The sequence below is a fragment of the Agrobacterium sp. lyk4-40-TYG-31 genome, assembly GCF_030209855.1.
Lineage (GTDB): Bacteria > Pseudomonadota > Alphaproteobacteria > Rhizobiales > Rhizobiaceae > Agrobacterium > Agrobacterium vaccinii.
The window spans coordinates 951730-970351 of the sequence record NZ_JARVRE010000004.1; the positions used below are offsets into that span (position 1 = coordinate 951730).

At 57.9% G+C, this 18622-nt stretch carries 14 protein-coding genes; 8 read left to right on the top strand and 6 right to left on the bottom strand.

Features of this window, described 5'->3' with window-relative positions; all coding sequences use genetic code 11:
* Positions 1–88: 88 nt before the first annotated feature.
* Positions 89–556, bottom strand: a complete 468-nt coding sequence (gene bcp / locus QRN55_RS09845) for a thioredoxin-dependent thiol peroxidase (RefSeq protein WP_284776546.1) — start codon at positions 554–556, stop codon at positions 89–91.
* Between the two features lie 177 nt (positions 557–733).
* Here bcp and QRN55_RS09850 point away from each other — a divergent pair, with 177 nt between their 5' ends.
* Entirely contained in the window at positions 734–4132 is a 3399-nt protein-coding gene (locus tag QRN55_RS09850) for a YhdP family protein (protein WP_284776547.1), read from the top strand.
* Between the two features lie 79 nt (positions 4133–4211).
* Here QRN55_RS09850 and QRN55_RS09855 read toward each other — a convergent pair whose 3' ends face one another.
* Positions 4212–5111 carry a BAR domain-containing protein gene (locus QRN55_RS09855; protein ID WP_112499746.1) on the bottom strand — a complete coding sequence of 300 codons (900 nt, stop codon included), beginning with the start codon at positions 5109–5111 and terminating at the stop codon, positions 4212–4214.
* 180 nt (positions 5112–5291) lie between these two features.
* Entirely contained in the window at positions 5292–6164 is an 873-nt protein-coding gene (locus QRN55_RS09860; RefSeq protein WP_112499747.1) for an ATP-binding protein, read from the bottom strand.
* Between the two features lie 235 nt (positions 6165–6399).
* Between QRN55_RS09860 and yajC the strand changes: the two genes are divergently transcribed.
* The 5 genes from yajC to QRN55_RS09885 all read left to right on the top strand — a co-directional run bounded on the left by yajC (position 6400) and on the right by QRN55_RS09885 (position 11260).
* A complete protein-coding gene (yajC, locus tag QRN55_RS09865; protein WP_042619276.1) occupies positions 6400–6756 on the top strand; it encodes a preprotein translocase subunit YajC in 357 nt (118 codons plus the stop codon).
* A 77-nt stretch (positions 6757–6833) separates the two neighbouring features.
* Complete coding sequence (secDF, locus tag QRN55_RS09870) at positions 6834–9410, top strand: protein translocase subunit SecDF (RefSeq protein WP_284776548.1); 2577 nt, start codon at positions 6834–6836, stop codon at positions 9408–9410.
* Positions 9410–9802 (top strand): Mth938-like domain-containing protein, encoded by a 393-nt coding sequence (locus QRN55_RS09875; protein WP_284776549.1) that lies wholly within the window; start codon positions 9410–9412, stop codon positions 9800–9802. Before secDF ends, QRN55_RS09875 begins: the two co-directional genes overlap by 1 nt.
* 15 nt (positions 9803–9817) lie before the next feature.
* Complete coding sequence (locus QRN55_RS09880) at positions 9818–10666, top strand: phytoene/squalene synthase family protein (RefSeq protein WP_284776550.1); 849 nt, start codon at positions 9818–9820, stop codon at positions 10664–10666.
* A 96-nt stretch (positions 10667–10762) separates the two neighbouring features.
* Positions 10763–11260, top strand: a complete 498-nt coding sequence (locus QRN55_RS09885) for a hypothetical protein (protein ID WP_233134541.1) — start codon at positions 10763–10765, stop codon at positions 11258–11260.
* Here the strand turns inward: QRN55_RS09885 and trmFO are convergent.
* Positions 11209–12681, bottom strand: coding sequence for a methylenetetrahydrofolate--tRNA-(uracil(54)-C(5))-methyltransferase (FADH(2)-oxidizing) TrmFO (gene trmFO, locus QRN55_RS09890; protein ID WP_284776551.1), 1473 nt, complete (start codon positions 12679–12681; stop codon positions 11209–11211). The genes QRN55_RS09885 and trmFO overlap by 52 nt on opposite strands.
* A gap of 75 nt (positions 12682–12756) precedes the next feature.
* Positions 12757–12888: a hypothetical protein gene (locus QRN55_RS09895; protein ID WP_284776552.1), complete on the bottom strand. Its 132-nt coding sequence runs from the start codon at positions 12886–12888 to the stop codon at positions 12757–12759.
* Between the two features lie 330 nt (positions 12889–13218).
* Between QRN55_RS09895 and QRN55_RS09900 the strand changes: the two genes are divergently transcribed.
* Together QRN55_RS09900 and exoR are read left to right on the top strand one after the other, a co-directional pair.
* On the top strand, positions 13219–14466 hold the full coding sequence (locus QRN55_RS09900; RefSeq protein WP_502871308.1) for an OmpP1/FadL family transporter: 1248 nt from the start codon (positions 13219–13221) through the stop codon (positions 14464–14466).
* A gap of 523 nt (positions 14467–14989) precedes the next feature.
* Positions 14990–15784, top strand: coding sequence for an exopolysaccharide production regulator ExoR (gene exoR, locus QRN55_RS09905; RefSeq protein ID WP_233121156.1), 795 nt, complete (start codon positions 14990–14992; stop codon positions 15782–15784).
* Positions 15785–16016: 232 nt separating this feature from the next.
* Here the strand turns inward: exoR and QRN55_RS09910 are convergent, their stop codons facing one another.
* Entirely contained in the window at positions 16017–18530 is a 2514-nt protein-coding gene (locus QRN55_RS09910; protein ID WP_284776553.1) for a GcvT family protein, read from the bottom strand.
* Positions 18531–18622: the final 92 nt, after the last annotated feature.

Below are 18622 nucleotides of genomic sequence, written 5' to 3' on the forward strand. Positions count from 1 at the left end.
GCCAAGATCACGTTCAGCTGGATAGTAATTTGTTAAGGTTAACGAAGTTTTGACTTTCGCGGGCAGTCTCGTTGTCCACGCGTCGATTTCAGAGCTTTTTGATCGTCTCGAGCACGTCCTGCGCGTGACCGGGCACCTTTACCTTGTTCCAGATATGGGCGATTTTGCCATCCGGGGCCACGAGATATGTGGTGCGCTCGACGCCCATATATTTCTTGCCATACATGCTTTTTTCTTTCCACACGCCGTAGGTTTCAAGTACCTGCCGTTCCTCGTCGGACGCCAGCATGACGGTGAGGGCGTGCTTGGCGGCGAATTTGTCGTGGCTCTTTACCGAATCGGGTGAGATGCCGATGACGACGGCATTGGCCGCCTCGAAATCCGCGCCCATGGCGCTGAAATCTATGGCCTGCGCCGTGCAGCCCGACGTATCGTCCTTCGGGTAGAAATAGAGCACCACAGCCTTGCCTTTGAGGCCTGCGAGATTGACTTCGCCCGTACCGTTTCTGGGAAGGGTGAAATCCGGTGCAGCATCTCCGATTTTCAGTTCTGTCATGGGTGACCTTTCTTTCGCCGGATTGTTAAGTAAATGGGCCATTATTCGATATATACCGAATAAGAGCTTCGTCCAGTCTTGTGGCGAGTCAGACGGTGTGGTTGGTTGAGCCGCCATTCCGAACAGACCCTGATGGTATTTTCAGGGCGTGGCAATTCCGGGAGCAAGCACAGGCGGATGGCGGAAATTCGTGGTGAAAAGGTAAGCTTCAGCAAGCGCGATATCACGCCGCTGCATGCGATGCCCTCTGCCCAGGTCGAAGATCCTATCATCGTGCATTGCCCGCTCCCGCGCTCCATGATGCGATCGCTGTTCAAGATGTTTGCGGCTCTCGTCGTCCTCGCCTTCATTTCCATTGGTGGCATCATCGTTTCGATCGAGACCGGTTCTATCGACAGCACGCTGTCCACCCAGGCCAAGCAGGCGCTGGAACGGTCGCTCGGTTCCAAATACGAGGCACGGATCGGCTCCACATCCGTGCGGTTCGCATCCGGCTTTCACCTGGCGCTGGTGGCGCAGGACGTCGATATCATCGACCAGGGCACCGGCCAGCATGTCAGCCGCGCGCGTGCCATTGGCATGGCGCTTAATCCGCTGGCGCTCCTGACCGGTCGCGTCTCGGTGCAAAGCCTCGAGGCCACCGGCATGGAGTTGGATACGGCGCTTCTGCCCAAAGGGCAGGGGCTGGATTTTTCAAGCCTGCGCGTGGGTGATGTGCCTTCCTATCTCAATCTCGCCTTTGCAGAACTAGACCGTTTTGCGCTGGCCTTCGAGGCCAGCGGTACGGAGGAGATCGATCTTTCCGACATCGCCGTGCGCCTGCCTGCGCGCGACGACGGCCAGCCGCGCACCATCTTGCTCGAGGAATTATCGCTGGTACCGGATGGTAACGGTGGATATTCGCTGGATGGCAATGTTTCCTTTAATGGAGAGGTGGCGACGCTGTCGCTCGCGGCCCGTGGTGCTCAAGGCACGATCGGCAATTTCAGCGCACGGCTCGATGGCTTCGATATCGGCCCGCTTCTGGAGCAGCACGACCCGGAAGGGCTGATGCACCAGGGGCTGAACGTCAAGGCGGGCTTCAATATCATCGGCAATCGCGATCACGGCGATGCGGAGCCTTCTCTGTCCGTTTCTGTCGGCATCGGCGATGGTAAGCTCTATATCGGCGGCGATGCGCAGCCGGTATCGAGCGGCGTGATCAATGCCCGCTACGATTTCGACAAGACCGTCATTGCGCTCGAAAACTCGCACCTGACGCTCCGCCAGACCATTCTGCCGCTGCGGGGCGAAATCAAGGACAGCGCCACCGGCTACGACCTTGCCCTGCGCATGGAGCGGGCAACTGCGCTGGCCGAAGCGGGTGGAGAACCGCCCGTCACCTTCGACCTGACGGCGGATGGAACATTCAACAAATCGACACTCCTGCTCGATGTGCCAGCGCTCTATGTAAAGAGTGCACTCGGCGATATGGCCGGGTCTCTCAAGGTCCATTTCGTCGGCAAGGGTTCGCCTGAAATCAGTTTCGGCGGCCAGATCGCCAAGATGGAGGCGACAGCGGTCAAGCAGTTATGGCCGTTCTGGATGGCCCGCAAGGCAAGGCCTTGGGTGGTGTCCAACCTGTTCGGCGGTACGATCAGAAACGGATCGATTTCCGTCTTTATTCCGCAGGGACGGATGTGTGGCCCCGGTTGCCCGCTGGAACTTGCCGATAGCGAATTGCAGATTAAGTTCGACGTGGAAAACACCCGTCTTAATGTAGCTGGCGATATCCCGCCGCTGCGCGATGTATACGCTCACTTTGAGCTGATCGGCGAGACGATCGATGTCGATATCATTAAGGCGACATCGTTCTTCCCCTCCAATCGCACGCTGACGCTCGAAAACAGCACGTTCTCGATCAAATCCGTCTATGACAAGCCGCTGATGGTTGATCTGGACCTCAATGTCTCGGGCTCGGCGGATGCGGTGGCGGAGCTTGCGACCTTCCAGCCGATCAATGCTCTGCGCGACACGGAGTTCAAGCCGGGTGATTTCGCCGGGCAGGTGAAAGCCAATGCCAAGCTGCGGATCGGCCTGCTGGCCAGCCAAAGCCCGCCGCCGCCTGCATGGTCTGCGCGGCTGGATCTGGACGGTGTCGCGCTGACCAAGCCCTTCTCGGGTCGCAATATCTCGGCGGTGAATGGACCGCTGACGATCGACAACGACGCCCTGCGGCTAAAGGGCAAAGCGCGCGTCGATGATGTCGCGATGGATATCGATGTCGTGCAGCCGACGCGCAAGACCAGCACCGTGCCGCGGCAGATGGTGATCAAGGCAACGCTAGAGCCGGGTCAGGTGGCCAAGCTCGCGCCTGAGTTGACCAAGCTTCTCGGCGGCACGACCATGCTCGAGATCAATGCCTCCGACCCGCGTCGCCAGACCGTAAAGCTTGATCTCTCGAACGCTTCCATCGTGCTGCCCGGCATTGGCTGGACCAAAGGTGCGGGCATTCCGGCATCCGCATCCTTCGTGATGGAGACGGCGGATGGCCGTACGTCCATCGAGAATTTTTCGCTGAAGGGCGATGGTTTCGGCGCGGCGGGTGATCTGACATTCGACAAATCCGGGCTGACCGCTGCCAATTTCTCGCGCTTCCAGCTTTCCCCACAGGACGATGTCTCTGTCAGCGTTTCCTCAGTGCGCAAGAATTACACGATCAACGCCAGCGGCAAGTCCATCGATCTAAGGCCCCTGATCGCAAGGTTGCGGAACTCGTCGGCGAAGAATGGCGGCGCTGTACCATCCGACGATACCGATTTCGGTGCTTTCTCCATCAAGGCGCAATTGGATAAGGTTTACGGTTTCAATGACGAGGTGATGAGCAACGTCAATGCCGACGTCAATTTGCGCGATGGCAAGCTGCGGACCATCGACATGAAGGCCGTCACCAGCCGGGGGCAGGCGCTGGTTGCCCAGACCACCAACCGGGGCGGCGGCGGAACGATCAATCTGACCACAAGCGATGCAGGTTCCTTTGCCCGCTTCACCAACCTCTATTCGCGCGTGCGTGGCGGCCTACTGAACCTTGCACTGACGACGGCCAACGGCAACGACTGGAGCGGATCGCTCGACATGCGCAACTTCGCGGTTCTGAACGAAGCCAAGCTTCAGGATATCGTCGCCACGCCCACGGGCGAGGATGGGCGAAGCCTCAATAACGCCGTTCGCCGCAATATCGATGTCAGCTCGGAAAAGTTTCAGCGTGGTTTTGCCCGTGTGGTCTATGTCAATGGCACGCTGGCGCTGGAAAATGGCGTCATCAGGGGTGAGCAGATCGGCGCGACATTCCAGGGTCTGGTCAAGGATCAGAATGGCAATATGGATATGACCGGCACGTTCATGCCCGCCTATGGTCTGAACCGCCTGTTCGGCGAGTTGCCCTTTATCGGCATCTTCCTCGGCAACGGGCGGGATCGCGGATTGCTGGGCATCACATTCAAGCTGACCGGCCAGACCGATTCACCGCGCCTGACGATCAACCCTCTTTCGTTGATTGCACCCGGTGTCTTCCGGCAAATCTTCGAGTTCCAATAAAAAACGGGCCGCTTGGAAGCGACCCGTGGAAGTGTCGCGATGTCCGTTTTTACGGGCACCGCGATGACTATGCTTTTGTTTACTCGATGATGGTTTCGCGGCGACGGTCCGTATGAGCTGCGCCGATGTTGCCGCCGAAGAGGGCTGCGATGGCACCGATCAGAAGTGCACCGAAAGCAACGTAAGCAGCGGTGGAAACGCCTGTGGCGGTTGCCTGAGCGGCTTCAGTTGCGGTCTTCTTTGCCTGTTCGACGGCCTGCTTGTACTGGTTTTCGTAATCGGTAACCTGCTGGCGGGCCTGATCGACAGGGATACCCTGGGCGCGGGCCAGAGCATCGGCAGCACGGTTGCGGGCATCGTCTGCCTGAGCCTGATCACCGGTCAGAGCAGCGCGCATGGCACTGACGGCTGCATCGCGCAGGGCCTGCGGGTCGTTGCCGCCGCTTGCTTCACGGATACGCTGTTCGATTGTCGACATCGGGTTGTTCGCCGTAGCGAGCGATGGTGCAGCAGCGGTTGCCGCAGTTGCGATGGTGGAACCGGCGCCAGAGAAAACGCTCGTTACGCCTGTGAACGCGCCGCCGACCAATGCGCCAACGGATGTTGTCAGCAGGTAAAAGACGATCAGTGTCGTGACAGCCCAGGATGCGAGGCCATGCAGAGCGCCCGTGGAGCGAACTACCCGACCCGACAGGCGGCTTGCAACATAAGCGCCGATGAAGGCTGCGATGATGCCGCTGACGATGACCCAGATAACGGAGCCGGTGGAAAGAGAAGCTGCTGTTGGCGTGTCGTTCTGCGCGGGATCGATGACGCCTGCGCCGATAGCGAGGCCTAAGAGGTTGAGCAGCAAATGCAGCGAAAGCGCAATGGCGACACCAGCAAAGATGCTGCCCCAGGAAACATTTGCAATCGAATCGCGCAGTACAGGAGCGTGAACACCTGTCGTCGTAGTGGCATATCTTGTTTGGTCGGTCATTTCGCTCTCCTGACAGTAGCGCTTGTTTTGCGCCTGCGAAAAACGAAATCGTGATCGGTTTGTTCCGAAGTATCGTCTGAAATACTAATTAAGGTCGATATTATATCTTCGACGGCTAAAACTTTCGTCTCGCCGCCGAATATTTCCGGCTTTACTCGCGCAGATTGTCGCGAATCTAGCCTATCGGTCCAGCGGTTTGCGCAGACGTCCTGCGGCATCCTGTATATATTGCCATGCGACGCGGCCTGAACGACCGCCGCGTGTGGTTGCCCATTCCAGCGCTTCGCGATGGAGCGTTTCTCGCGACATCCCCAGATCGAAGTAGTCGCTGTAGCCATCGATCATCGTCAGATAGTCATCCTGGCTGCATTTGTGGAAGCCGAGCCACAGGCCGAAGCGATCTGACAGCGACACCTTTTCCTCAACGGCCTCGGACGGGTTGATGGCGGTCGATTGCTCGTTTTCCATCATGTGACGGGGCAGGAGGTGGCGGCGGTTGGAGGTGGCGTAAAACAACACGTTGTCAGGCCGCCCCTCTATGCCGCCATCCAGCGCTGCCTTGAGCGATTTGTAGGCGGTATCATCGTGGTCGAATGACAGGTCGTCGCAAAAGAGAATGACGCGCTGATCAGATGCTTTCAATATATCGAGGAGGGCGGGCAGGGTATGAATGTCTTCACGGTGGACCTCCACTAGTTTCAAGGCCGCGCCGCTGGCTGCACGCACGTCTTCGTGAACAGCTTTGACCAGCGAGGATTTACCCATGCCGCGCGCGCCCCAGAGAAGGACATTGTTGGCGGCAAAGCCTTCCGCAAAGCGAAGCGTGTTCTCGTGCAGGATATCGCGTACATGATCCACGCCACGAATAAGTTGAAGAGCAATGCGGTTTGGCCGGGGCACGGGCTGTAGCCAGCTATTGGCGGGCACCCAGACGAAGCAATCGGCGCTGTTCCAGTCGTTTGCGGCGGGGGCGGGGCCCGCCAGGCGCTCCAGCGCGGTGGCGATGCGTCGAACTTCGGCAAGCAGAGCCATGTTGGTTTCTTCCGGCGTCATCGTCGCGTCTCCCTGCAAACAGTTCCCGTTGTGTTTTCCACGCCATGAAGGCGGCACAAGCCTAGAATTTCTGCGGGGTAGCATGGTGTTTATTGCGTTGAAAGGTTATGAGGCGTGGAAACGGTACGGCGCGCAGTGTCTGTCTGTTGCATTCTAGGGGATCGCAACTATATTCCGGCGGCTTGAAAAGCCGGCCAGTGGCGAAGACTGCGCCCGATAATCTGAGGAGTTCTTAATGTTCATTAGCCAAGCTTTTGCCCAGGATGCAGCGGGCGCACCATCTGCATTCGGGTCTGGCCTCGAAATGCTTTTCCTGTTCGCACCGTTGATGGTGGTCTGGTACTTCTTCCTGATCCGTCCACAGCGCGCACAGTTGAAGAAGCGTCAGGAAACATTGACGGCCATCCGTCGCGGCGATCAGGTCGTTCTCGGTGGCGGTATCGTCGGCAAGGTGACCAAGGTCATCGATGACAACGAGCTGGAAGTCGAAATCGCCGAAGGCGTCAAGGTTCGTGCATCGCGCACCTACATCGCCGAAGTCCGCGTCAAGGGTGAGCCGGTGAAGACCGAAGCGCCTGCCAACGCGAAGTAACATACGCGACGCACCTAATAAGCAGGCTGCGGCGACCGCAGCCTGGGTTCTGACACCCAACCCTGACCGAGACCTCAATGCTTCATTTTTCCCGCTGGAAAACAGCCTTCATCTGGCTGGCCGTGCTGATAAGCGTGTTTATCGCTTCTCCAAACCTGTTTACCGACAAGCAGCTGGAGGGCATGCCCAACTGGTACAAGGATAATAAGGTAACGCTAGGTCTCGACCTTCAGGGTGGCTCCCACATCATGCTCAAGATCGAGCGTTCCGACATCGTGAAGGAACGTCTCGAGACCATCGTGGGCGATGTGCGCACCCAGCTGCGTGATGCCAACATCAAGTATTCCGGCCTTGCCGGTAACGGCCAACAGGTGCAGGTCCGCATCAGCGATCCGGCCCAGTACGAGGCCGCAAAGACCGCACTTCGCGACCTGACGCTGCCCGTCTCTTCCGGTACGCTGGTCGGCACATCCATCAATGAAGTCACGATGAGCGATGCTGGCGACAATCTGCTGCGCCTCAACCTCACCGATGACGGCATCAACTACCGCTTGTCGTCTGCCGTATCGCAGTCCATCGAAGTCGTTCGCCGCCGCGTGGACGAGGTCGGTACCACCGAGCCTCTGATCCAGCGTCAGGGTTCCGACCGCATCATCGTGCAGGTGCCGGGCCTTCAGGATCCGCAGCGTTTGAAGTCGCTGTTGAACCAGACGGCAAAGCTGTCCTTCCGCATGGTCGATACGTCGATGCCGGTGCAGGAGGCCCTGAATGGTCGTCCGCCAGCAACATCTGAAATTCTCTACTCACAGGACGATCCGCCGGTTCCGTATCTGGTCGAGCGCCGCGCACTGGTCTCCGGTGACAATCTGGTCGATTCGCAGGCGAGCTTTAACCAGCAGAACAACGAACCTGTCGTGACCTTCCGCTTCGACAGCCGTGGCGCGCAGCGTTTTGCGCAGGCCACACAGCAGAATGTCGGCAAGCCTTTCGCCATCATTCTCGATAACCAAGTCATTTCCGCGCCTGTGATTCGCGAGCCGATCATCGGTGGTTCGGGCCAGATTTCCGGTAACTTCTCGGTTCAGGGCGCAAACGACCTCGCCGTTCTGCTGCGTGCCGGTGCACTTCCGGCAACCCTGACCGTTGTTGAAGAACGCACGGTTGGCCCAAGCCTTGGTAGCGATTCGATCAACGCCGGTCTGATGGCCAGCGCCATCGGTGCGGTCGGCGTTGTCATCTTCATGTTCATTTTCTACGGCTTCTTCGGCCTGCTGGCGAACATCGCGCTGATCGTGAACATCGTCATGCTGCTGGCGGTGCTGAGTATGATCGGGTCGACGCTGACGTTGCCGGGTATCGCCGGTATCGTGCTGACCATCGGTATGGCCGTCGATTCGAACGTGCTGATCTATGAGCGTATTCGTGAAGAGGTGAAAAGCGGCAAACCGCTGATATCCTCGCTGGAGAACGGGTTTACGCGCGCCTTTGCGACCATCATCGACGCCAACCTGACGACACTGATCGTCGCCAGCGTGCTGTTCTATATGGGCACGGGCCCTGTCAAGGGCTTTGCGGTCACGCTTGCCGTCGGTATCGTCACCACCGTCTTCACCGCTTACACGCTGACGGCATGGCTGTTCGGTGTATGGGTTCGCCGCAGCCGTCCAAAGCATCTGCCGAACGGTATCCGCACCGCCATTTTCGATGGCAAGGATATTCCGTTCATGCGCTACCGCCGTTACGTGTTCCTCTTCACCGGTGCGGTGATGCTGGCCTGCGTTGGTGGATTCATGACCAAGGGTCTCAACCTGGGTATCGACTTCCAGGGCGGCTCCGTCATCGAGGTCAAGGCCAAGCAGGGTGATGCCGACATTGCCGACATTCGCGACCGGTTGAGCCAGCTCAACCTTGGCGAAATCCAGGCGCAGGGCTTCGGTACGCCACAGGACGTGTTGATCCGCATTCAGGCGCAGGAAGGTGGCGAGAATGCCGAACAGTCTGCCATCACGCTGGTGCGTGGCGAGCTTGAGGACAAGTACGAGTTCCGGCGCGTGGAAGTCGTCGGTCCTGCCGTTTCAGGCGACCTGACCTTCACCTCCACCATCGGCATTCTGCTCGCCATGGTCGCTATCATGGCCTACATCTGGGTGCGGTTCGAGTGGCAGTTCGCGCTCGGTGCCATCATCTCGATGGTGCATGACGTGGTGCTGACGGTTGGTCTCTTCGTGTTCTTAGGCATCGAGTTCAACCTCACCAGTATCGCGGCGATCCTGACTATCATCGGCTATTCGCTGAACGATACCGTCGTCATCTATGACCGAATTCGTGAAAACCTGCGGCGTTACAAGAAGATGCCGCTGTCCATGATCATCGACGTTTCGCTGAATCAGACATTGTCCCGTACGATCCTCACGGGTCTGACGGTGATGCTGGCGCTGCTGTCGCTCTACCTCTTCGGCGGCGAAGTTATCCGGTCCTTCACTTTTGCTATGCTGTTCGGTGTGGGTATCGGCGTCTTCTCGTCGGTCTACATCGCTGCACCAGTGCTTATCGCCTTCAAGCTTCGCCCAGGTGGTAATGACACCGAGGACGAGAAGGCCGATGCCAAGTCCAATGGCAAGACAAACGCCATTGACGGCAAGCCTGCGGTCTGATGGCGGCTGGTATAGAAATACGCCCGGCCCATTTTCCCGGCCGGGCGCCAATTGATGCCTATGGCAATGGCGGCTTTCGCTTTGCCGACATGTCCCATCGCGGCTCCATCCTCTGTTTGCCTTCGGGCATTCACGGTTGGAGCGTCGATGATGCGACAAAACTGTCCGTCGAGGATTTTTCGCGGATCATTGCGCAGGCCGGCGACATCGAAGTCTTGCTGGTCGGCATGGGCGATACGATGCGTGTCCTTCCCAAAGAGTTGAAGCAGGCTTTGCGGGACGCAGGCATTGCCGCTGACCCGATGAGCACGGGGGCTGCGGTGCGGACGTACAACATCATGCTATCGGAAGCGCGTGCCGTTGCGGCAGCCCTGATTGCCGTCGAAGGCTGAAAGAGCGGAACAGTCATGACCGAGCCGTTGGCAGACAAGGACGCGTGCCTGACGATGTTGCGTGATCTCGACCGAGACCGCTATCTCGCCTGTCTGCTTTCGCCTGAAGACAAACGCCCCGCTCTTTCTGCGCTCTACGCCTTCAACGCCGAGATTGCCCGCATTCGCGACCTCGTGCGCGAAGCTTTGCCGGGTGAGGTACGGATGCAATGGTGGCGTGATTTTCTGGACGGATCGCCGCATGGCGAAAGCCTTGCCAACCCTGTCGCCGCGGGGCTGCTGAGCGCCATCGAAACCTTCGGCCTGCCGCGCCAGACGTTGATCGACATGATCGACGCCAGGATATTCGATCTCTATGACGACCCTTTCGAAGATCGCAACGCGATGGAAGGCTATGCCGGGGAAACGGCATCGGCACTGATTCAGCTGTGCAGCCTCGTGCTATCGCCCGCCGATGCGACCCTGAGCGCCCATGCCGCCGGTCACGCAGGCGTGGCGCAGGCTATGGCGGGAATGCTGTTGCTGGCGCCGCTGCACAGACGGCGCGGTCAGGTCTATATTCCGCTCGACATGCTGTCGGCGGCAGGACTGGACCGGGAGACATTTCTGGAAGGCAAGGACACGTCGCGTATCGCCGCAGCCATCGAGATTTTTTGCGTCCACGCGCAAGACCATCTGAAAAAGGCGCGTGGCGCAACGATACCTAAGCCCGTATTCCCGGCCTTCATTCCGGTGGCACTGACGGGCAGGGTGATCGCCGATGCACGCCGGGCAGGGGCCGGGCTATTCGAACAGGATATGCAGCCATCGATGCTGCGGCGGCAGTGGCTGCTGGGCAAGGCCTCGGTGCTGAAGCGGTTTTAGCCTCCTCAATATTCGCGCAAGGCTCGCTGGCTATGAACCGACAGCAATGAGACACTTCCCCGCCAACACCACCAGCCGCCGCATGGAGCAACGTCGATGGACCCTTTGATTTGGATCGTCATTCTCGTTCCGCTCGGCTTTCTGGGCATGTATTTCTGGCGGATGAAACGGGATGCGGGTGACGATGACAGTCACGACACCGGACAGGCCATTCTCGACTTCGCGCGCGCTTTTCCAACCGAAGCCATTCGCAGCTTGCACATGACCGCAGATGGCATGGCCGTGTTCGTGCGACTGCACGACAACAAGGCCGGTTTCATGCGAAATATGGGCAAGCACCACGCCTGCATGCTCATTGATCCCGAGCGCATTACGGTGGAGCAACTGGAAACCGGCGACGGGTTCGTGGTGACCTTTGTCGACGCGCCGAAATATAGCGGCGCGTACCGGTTCAAATCGGCAGGCGAGGCGGCGGAAGTCTCTCTGTGGCTGCTCGGCAGCTATCTGGAAGCCGCCGAAAGCCTGCCGGAGATTTCAGAGGATCAGGCGGCGGATGCCCCTGCTTCCACGCCGTCGCCGTCCTCTTCTACTTGAGCGAACACAGGGGCGGGAACGCCAAGCCATGATGCGCAATCGGTCAGCGCACGCTTGGCCATGAGGTGCCGCTTCATGATCGTCTTGTCCTTGCCGCGGAAGCGTTTGACGCCCTCCGGCTTGACGATGGAGCCGGGCGCGAGTTCCGGGAAAAGCCCGAAATTCACGTTCATCGGCTGGAACGAGCGTTTGCCGGGTTCTTCATCCGTCGAAAGATGGCCGCCGGTGATGTGGCTGAGCAGCGAACCGAGGGCTGTCGTCGCAGGCGGCAGGCTAACCGGCTCGCCCTTGCGCTCCGCACTGGCGAAGCGACCCGTCAGCAGGCCGATGGAGGCGCTTTCGACATAGCCTTCGCAACCGGTGATCTGACCCGCAAAGCGCACCGAGGGCCGCGATTTCAACCGCAGCGATGGATCGAGCAGGCGAGGGGAATCGATATAGGTATTGCGGTGCAGACCGCCGAGACGCGCGAACTCGGCGTTTTCCAGACCCGGAATCATACGGAAAATATCCGCCTGCGTGCCGTATTTCAGCTTCGTCTGGAAACCGACCATATTGTAAAGCGTGCCTAGCGCATTGTCCTGCCGAAGCTGAACCACGGCGTAAGCCTTGACGGTCGGGTTGTGGGCATTCGTCAGGCCCATCGGCTTCATCGGCCCGTGACGCAGCGTTTCGCGTCCGCGCTCCGCCATGATTTCGATCGGCAGGCAGCCGTCGAAGTAGGGCGTGCCTTCCCACTCCTTGAAACCGACCGTATCGCCCGCGATCAACGCGTCGATGAAGGCATGGTATTGCTGCTCATCCAGCGGACAGTTGATATAGTCCTTGCCATTGCCGCCGGGGCCGATCTTGTCATAGCGCGACTGGTACCAGCAGATATCCATGTTGATGCTGTCACGGTGGATGATGGGGGCGATGGCGTCAAAGAAGGCAAGCGCATCCTCACCCGTTTCGGCCTGAATGGCGGCCGCCAGGTTCGGCGAAGTCAGCGGGCCGGTGGCGATGATGGTGTTGTCCCACTCCTGCGGCGGCAGACCGGAGATTTCTTCGCGGACGACAGTGATCAGCGGGTGGGCGGCAAGCTCTGCCGTCACCGCATCGGCAAAGCCGTCACGATCCACGGCGAGCGCGCTGCCAGCGGGCACCTTGTGGCGGTCTGCGCAGGCGATGATCAGCGAACCGGCAAGACGCATTTCCGCGTGAATGACACCCACGGCGTTGGCTGTCGCATCATCCGAGCGGAAGGAGTTGGAGCAGACGAGTTCCGCCAGCGCATCGCCCTTGTGCGCATCCGTACCGCGCACGCCGCGCATCTCGTGCAGAATGACTGGAACGCCCGCCTGCGCAATCTGCCAGGCCGCTTCAGAACCGGCCAGCCCGCCGCCGATGACGTGAATGGGGGAATAAGTCTTGTCTTGCATCGTACACCCGCACCGCCATAGAGCGCGATGTGCGTTCCGGCGGACATGTTGGTTTGATTGGGAAGCCAGCCATTTTCAGGAGGCGATTTCGTCGATCCAGTACCACGACACGGAAATGCCGCCAAACTTTTTCGGCAGCTGTGTTTCAGGAGACTGGCAACGGATCAGCGGTTTATGCCCCATGCTTACGGCAATGATGCCGAGCAAGAGAATCGCTTCACAATTTTGCAGAAACCTCGATGGCAGATGCGACCATAGGGCGAAGCAGGCGAAATAACGGCTTTTGAATGTGAAAAACATGGCTGTGGTGGCAGAGTCACACAACGGTCAATTGGTGGGATTTCATTCCGCTTTGGCCTGATTAATCCCTAATAGTTAGAACAAATTAGCTGTAAAGAACCCGTATACGCTGTAGATGGGCATCTTACGTAAATTATTTTTGCAGTGCAAAACGCTTTGCTCAGCAGGCGGTAGATTGCCTTTTTTTTCAAAGCACGGCACGTTTTTCCCAACGCATTGCCTTGATTGGGGAGAGACATGGCAAAACAAAATATCATTTTAAGTGGTGCCTTGAGCTTTGCGGTCGGTTTGACATCGATGACGCCTGCGTTTGCGGGTGGGTTGGAGCGCGGCGGGTATAATATTGACCTGCTTTTTGATAGTTCACGATTTGCAGCAGAATCGACTGCGACGTTCGTTGCTCCTCAGCGTAAGTTGAAGAATGCGAGAGATACGAACACCGGCAATAACCCGCTTCTCGGACAGAATGGCGACAACAACAATTTGTCTTCATCAACAGACGATAGCGAAAATTACTGGGTACCTCGAGTCGGCTTAAAAGCTGGATTCGGTGATGCCACGGATTGTATGGTTGATTATTCCCAGCCTTGGGGCGCGCATACTAAGCCGGGAAGAAATTGGGCAGGTGTAAATGAGAATATCGAAACCAAGGTAGAGAGCGATAACTATGCTTTAACATGTTCCTACAAGTTTGATGTCGGACAAGGACAGCTTCGCTTCATTGGGGGTGGTTTTTATCAGGAGCTTTCTGGCTTTAAAGAACGTCAAGTTTTGCCAGCTAATATTTTGGGTACAGGTGTTGGTCGCCTTGATTTGAAAGGTGATGGCTGGGGATGGCGCGCAGGCATCGCGTATGAAATTCCAGAGTACGCACTTCGTGCGAGCCTTGTTTATAATAGTGAAGTGAAGTTGAACGACATCACGGGCACGCTTAACCTTTCGCAGGTCGCGGCACTAGGTGGTCCAGTCGTGCCTGTTTCCGGGTCACAGGCGATGCCAGACACGCTTGAGTTCAAGTTTCAGACGGGTATAGCACCTGGTTGGCTTGCGCTCGGTTCTGTGAAGTGGGTTGACTGGAGCCAATTTTCGAAAGTCCCATTTTACTGCTCGACGGCAGGTGTGCCTATCTGTGGAGCAAACCCCGCTACCTCCCTTGATTTGGGTTATCGCGACGGCTGGACTATCTCAGGCGGCGTAGGTCACAAGTTCAATGATCAGTGGAGCGGCGCCGTAACCGTAACATGGGATCGTGGAACCTCTCAGGGCTTCGGTACTCAGACAGACACGTGGACGCTGGGTACCGGTGTCTCCTACTCTCCTACCGAAAATGTCGAACTGCGTCTTGCTGGTGCTCTTGGCATCCTCACAAGTGGTTCCTCTGGTCTCACCACGATCAACGGTCAGGTCTACGGTAATGACGCCTCTTACAGCTTTGGTAACGACCTTGTTGCGGCTGTTTCGACATCGCTTAAAGTCAAGTTCTAGTCAGCGCTTGAACTATTCTGAAACCCGGTCCGCCAAGGCCGGGTTTTTTTGTTGCCCGCTCGCAATATTGTGACGATTTGGCAACATATTTCTGCAACCTTCACGTAGCGTAAGAATGCCTGCCTATTTGTCCATTTCCCGCCACAAACAAGTTGCTTGTTTGTCTTCGAGGGCGCGGGAAATGGAAGAATATGCAAGCTTCGACAGGGGTTCTGCGGAAGTGGTTAATGTGAAAACAAGTGTGGATTCAGTGTCTAAGCAAGTAAACGCACGAATTGAATTCGTGGTCTTGCTCCAGACGATCATGACGGCAGTCAGACGCCGTTATATTGCCGGAAACGGCTCCTACATTTGTTCCCATGCAAAGACTGATCTATCGCCGGAAGCCATGACTGGCAGCACTGTCAAAAGTGCGGCTGGAAAGACGCAGTGTGTTCCAAAGTTGCAGCCTGGTGTGAATTGGCTTTGCAGTATTGCGTGAGTATTCGCTATACGCCGGGAAGAGTGAGAGAAGTCCGTTTAAATGCTGAAATGTGACATCAACGTTTTGAAGCCGCTGTGTACCGGGTTATTGCTTGCGACGCTTGCAATGCCTGCTGCTGCTTTTGATATCAATTCCGGCGTGACCAAGGAATCCGGTCCTTTCGACCTGTTCAAGTTCGGCTTCAAATCTTACAAGAGCGGCAAGAAGGACGATGCTGTCGAGGCATACCGCTATGCTGCGGAAAAGGGCCATACGGGCTCCCGCTGGGCGCTTGCCAATATGTATGCCTTTGGCGACGGCGTGGCCAAGAATGACTTCGAAGCCTTCAAGATTTACAGCGAGATTGCCAGCCAGGGCGTGGAGCCCGGTTCCGAAGACACGGGCTTTTTCGTGAACGCCCTGCTTTCGCTTGCCGATTACTACCGCCACGGCATTCCCGGCAGCCCCGTGAAGACGGACCTGTCTCAGGCGCGCCAGCTTTATTTCCAGGTCGCCTCTACCTTCGGCGTTGCCGAGGCGCAGTTCGAACTCGCGCAGATGATCCTGGCGGGCGAGGGCGGTCGTGCCGATGCGCAGCAGGCCAAGAAGTGGCTGAACCAGGCCCGCAAGCACGGTCATGCCGGTGCAATGTCGATCTTCGGCAATCTGTTGTTTCAGGAAGGCCAGACCGTTCGTGGCCTCGCTTTCATGACGGCTGCGCTGGACAAGTGTTCCTCCGTCAACTGCAAATGGATCCAAAACCTGCAGGAGCAGGCTTTCTCCGTGGCAGCAGAAGACGATCGCCGCGTGGCGATCTCGCTTGCACAAAACATCTCGGCTGGCGACGCGGACTGATCGCGTCCGGCGGGTTAAATTCCCTATGATTTAGCGGTATGGAACAGCTTAGCGCTGCCCCCTAGAGTCGCGCGTGTTGATGACACACGCGTTGTGACGTTTGGCTGTGGCGCCTGCACGTTCCGTTATCCGCCCGTCACAGAGATTATCGGTGCCTAATAATCTCTCCGTTACCCCCCGGCCGATTGTTGATAAAGCCGAGGTAACGGAGAGTGTCGTACCGTTGTTCGCGTCAGGCTCTCAGCACGGCGTTATCGGGGTCAAACGGGCTTTCGACCACCACTTCGGCGTCGTAGAGATCACCCAGTATCTTGATTTTCAGCTTGGTACCAACCGCCGCATGGTCCGGTGCCAGCATGGCGAGCGCCAGCGATTTGCCGATACGCCAGCCGAAGCCGCCTGACGTGGCGCGACCGACGACGTCTCCAGAGGCGTTGTAGATGGCTTCCGAGCCGCGGGCGTCCACTGTCGTGTTGCCGGAGACCACGAGGGTGGAGAAGAGCCATTTCAGCCCTTTTTCCTTGCCCGCCACCACGGCGTCACGACCAATGAACTGTTTTTCCGGCTTGATGAAGCGGTCGAGGCCTGACGTGTAGGCATTGTATTCGACCGAGAGTTCGCGGCCCATGTTGCGGTAGGATTTTTCCAGCGACATCGAGACCATCGCGCGGATGCCGAAGGGCTTGATGCCGAATTCGGCACCGGCTTCCATCAGGCGATCAAAGATATAGGCCTGCATTTCGATGGGATGGTGGAGTTCCCAGCCCAATTCGCCGACGAAGTTGACGCGCAGCGCATGCGCCGTCGCGACACCAACCGAGATCTCCTTGGCGGTCAGCCACGGGAAATCCTTGTTGTCGAGGCTGGTGCGGGTCAGCTTCTTCAGGACATCGCGCGACTTTGGACCAGCCAATGCCAGCACGCCATATTTCTGCGTGATGGGTTGGAGGATAACAGAGCCATCCGTCGGTGCCAGTCGGCGCAGGACGTCGTGGTCGTGGTTTTCAAGACCACCGGCGGAAACGAGGTAGAATCGACCCGGTGCCCACTCATAGACGGTGAATTCCGCCTTCACGCCACCATCCTTCGTCAGAAGGTGGGTCAGCGCAATGCGCCCGCGCTTCTTCGGGATGGCGTTGGCGAGGATGCTGTCGAGCCAAGCGCGCGCACCGGGGCCGGAGACTTCCATCTTGGCAAAGGCCGACATATCCAGCACGCCGACATTCTGGCTGACGTTCTTCACCTCGTTGCCGACATGCTCGAAGTAGTTCGAACGGCGGAACGACCATTTCTCAACGATACGACAATCATCCAGCGCTGGTGCGTGATTGTGGTTGGTTATGACGTCGGCACCGACACCGAGTTCTTCCGGCTTCAGTTCGTAACCATCCGGCACGAACCAGTTGGCGCGCTCCCAGCCATAGACGCTGCCAAAAACGGCGCCGAGTTTCTTCAGGCGGTCATAGATCGGCGTCGTCTTGAGCGGACGAGCGGCTGCACGCTCTTCATCCGGGTAGTGCATGGTGAAGACATTGGCATAGGCCTCTTCGTTCTTGGCGATGAGGTAGCCTTCGGTGGCATAGGGCCCGAAGCGGCGCGGATCGACGCCCATCAGGTCCAGCGTTGGTTCGCCATCCACGATCCATTCAGCGAGCTGCCAGCCAGCGCCGCCAGCTGCGGTGATGCCGAAGGAGTGGCCCTCGTTCAGCCAGAAGTTCTTCAGACCCGGCGCAGGGCCGACAATAGGGTTACCGTCCGGCGTATAGGCAATGGCGCCGTTATAGACCTTCTTGATGCCGACTTCACCAAAGGCCGGAACGCGGGCAATAGCCGCTTCGATGTGCGGCATCAGGCGGTCGAGCTCCTCCTGAAACAGCTCGTATTCGCTCTGGTCTGAGGGACCATCGACATAACAGACGGGCGCGCCAACTTCGTAAGGGCCGAGGATGAGGCCGCCTGCTTCTTCGCGCATGTACCAAGCGCTATCGGACTCACGCAGCACGCCCATTTCTGGCAGGCCCTGTTTGCGGCGTTCCAGAATGGCCGGATGCGGTTCGGTGACGATATATTGGTGCTCGACCGGAATGACGGGAATGTTGATGCCGACCATTTCACCGGTCTTGCGGGCAAAGTTGCCGGTACAGGAAATGACGTGTTCGGCAATGATCTCGCCCTTGTCCGTCATCACCTTCCAGTGACCATCTTCAAGCTGCTCCAGCGCGGTGACAGTCGTGTTGCGGTAGATGGTGGCCCCGCGGTCGCGCGCGCCCTTGGCAAGCGCCTGTGTGAGGTCTGCGGGCTGAATGTAGCCATCGTCAGGGTGCTGGATGGCACCCAGCAGTCCATCGGTCTCACAGAGCGGCCAGACGTCCTTGACCTCTTCCGGCGTCAGCATCTTGACGTTGACGCCGATGGTTTCAGCAATGCCGGAATAATACATATATTCGTCCCAGCGATCTTTGGTGCGGGCGAGACGAATATTGGACACCTTGGAAAAACCGACATTCATGCCGGTTTCTTCCTGAAGCTCTTCATAGAACTTCACCGAATATTTGTGGATCTGGCCCACAGAATAGCTCATGTTGAACAGCGGCAGCAGGCCGGCGGCGTGCCAGGTGGAGCCGGAGGTCAGCTCTTTGCGCTCGATCAGAACGGCGTCGCTCCAGCCCTTCTTGGCCAGATGATAAAGCGTCGAAACACCGACGACGCCGCCACCGATCACCACCGCCCGCGCATGTGTCTTCATAATGAAAATTCCCCTTGAAGCCTGTTCGTCCGCTTTCACGCAGGCTTTATCAAGCCCGTCAGGGCCAGACTATGCAATGTCGCACCGTTGCT

What these genes read in the sequence shown, in the direction of transcription:
- QRN55_RS09900 (WP_502871308.1), top strand. Translation starts at nt 13,219, where the DNA reads ATGGCAAAACAAAATATCATTTTAAGTGGTGCCTTGAGCTTTGCGGTC.
- trmFO (WP_284776551.1), bottom strand. Translation starts at nt 12,681, where the DNA reads ATGCAAGACAAGACTTATTCCCCCATTCACGTCATCGGCGGCGGGCTG.
- QRN55_RS09855 (WP_112499746.1), bottom strand. Translation starts at nt 5,111, where the DNA reads ATGACCGACCAAACAAGATATGCCACTACGACGACAGGTGTTCACGCT.
- QRN55_RS09860 (WP_112499747.1), bottom strand. Translation starts at nt 6,164, where the DNA reads ATGACGCCGGAAGAAACCAACATGGCTCTGCTTGCCGAAGTTCGACGC.
- QRN55_RS09880 (WP_284776550.1), top strand. Translation starts at nt 9,818, where the DNA reads ATGACCGAGCCGTTGGCAGACAAGGACGCGTGCCTGACGATGTTGCGT.
- QRN55_RS09910 (WP_284776553.1), bottom strand. Translation starts at nt 18,530, where the DNA reads ATGAAGACACATGCGCGGGCGGTGGTGATCGGTGGCGGCGTCGTCGGT.
- QRN55_RS09885 (WP_233134541.1), top strand. Translation starts at nt 10,763, where the DNA reads ATGGACCCTTTGATTTGGATCGTCATTCTCGTTCCGCTCGGCTTTCTG.
- secDF (WP_284776548.1), top strand. Translation starts at nt 6,834, where the DNA reads ATGCTTCATTTTTCCCGCTGGAAAACAGCCTTCATCTGGCTGGCCGTG.
- yajC (WP_042619276.1), top strand. Translation starts at nt 6,400, where the DNA reads ATGTTCATTAGCCAAGCTTTTGCCCAGGATGCAGCGGGCGCACCATCT.
- QRN55_RS09875 (WP_284776549.1), top strand. Translation starts at nt 9,410, where the DNA reads ATGGCGGCTGGTATAGAAATACGCCCGGCCCATTTTCCCGGCCGGGCG.
- QRN55_RS09850 (WP_284776547.1), top strand. Translation starts at nt 734, where the DNA reads ATGGCGGAAATTCGTGGTGAAAAGGTAAGCTTCAGCAAGCGCGATATC.
- bcp (WP_284776546.1), bottom strand. Translation starts at nt 556, where the DNA reads ATGACAGAACTGAAAATCGGAGATGCTGCACCGGATTTCACCCTTCCC.
- exoR (WP_233121156.1), top strand. Translation starts at nt 14,990, where the DNA reads ATGCTGAAATGTGACATCAACGTTTTGAAGCCGCTGTGTACCGGGTTA.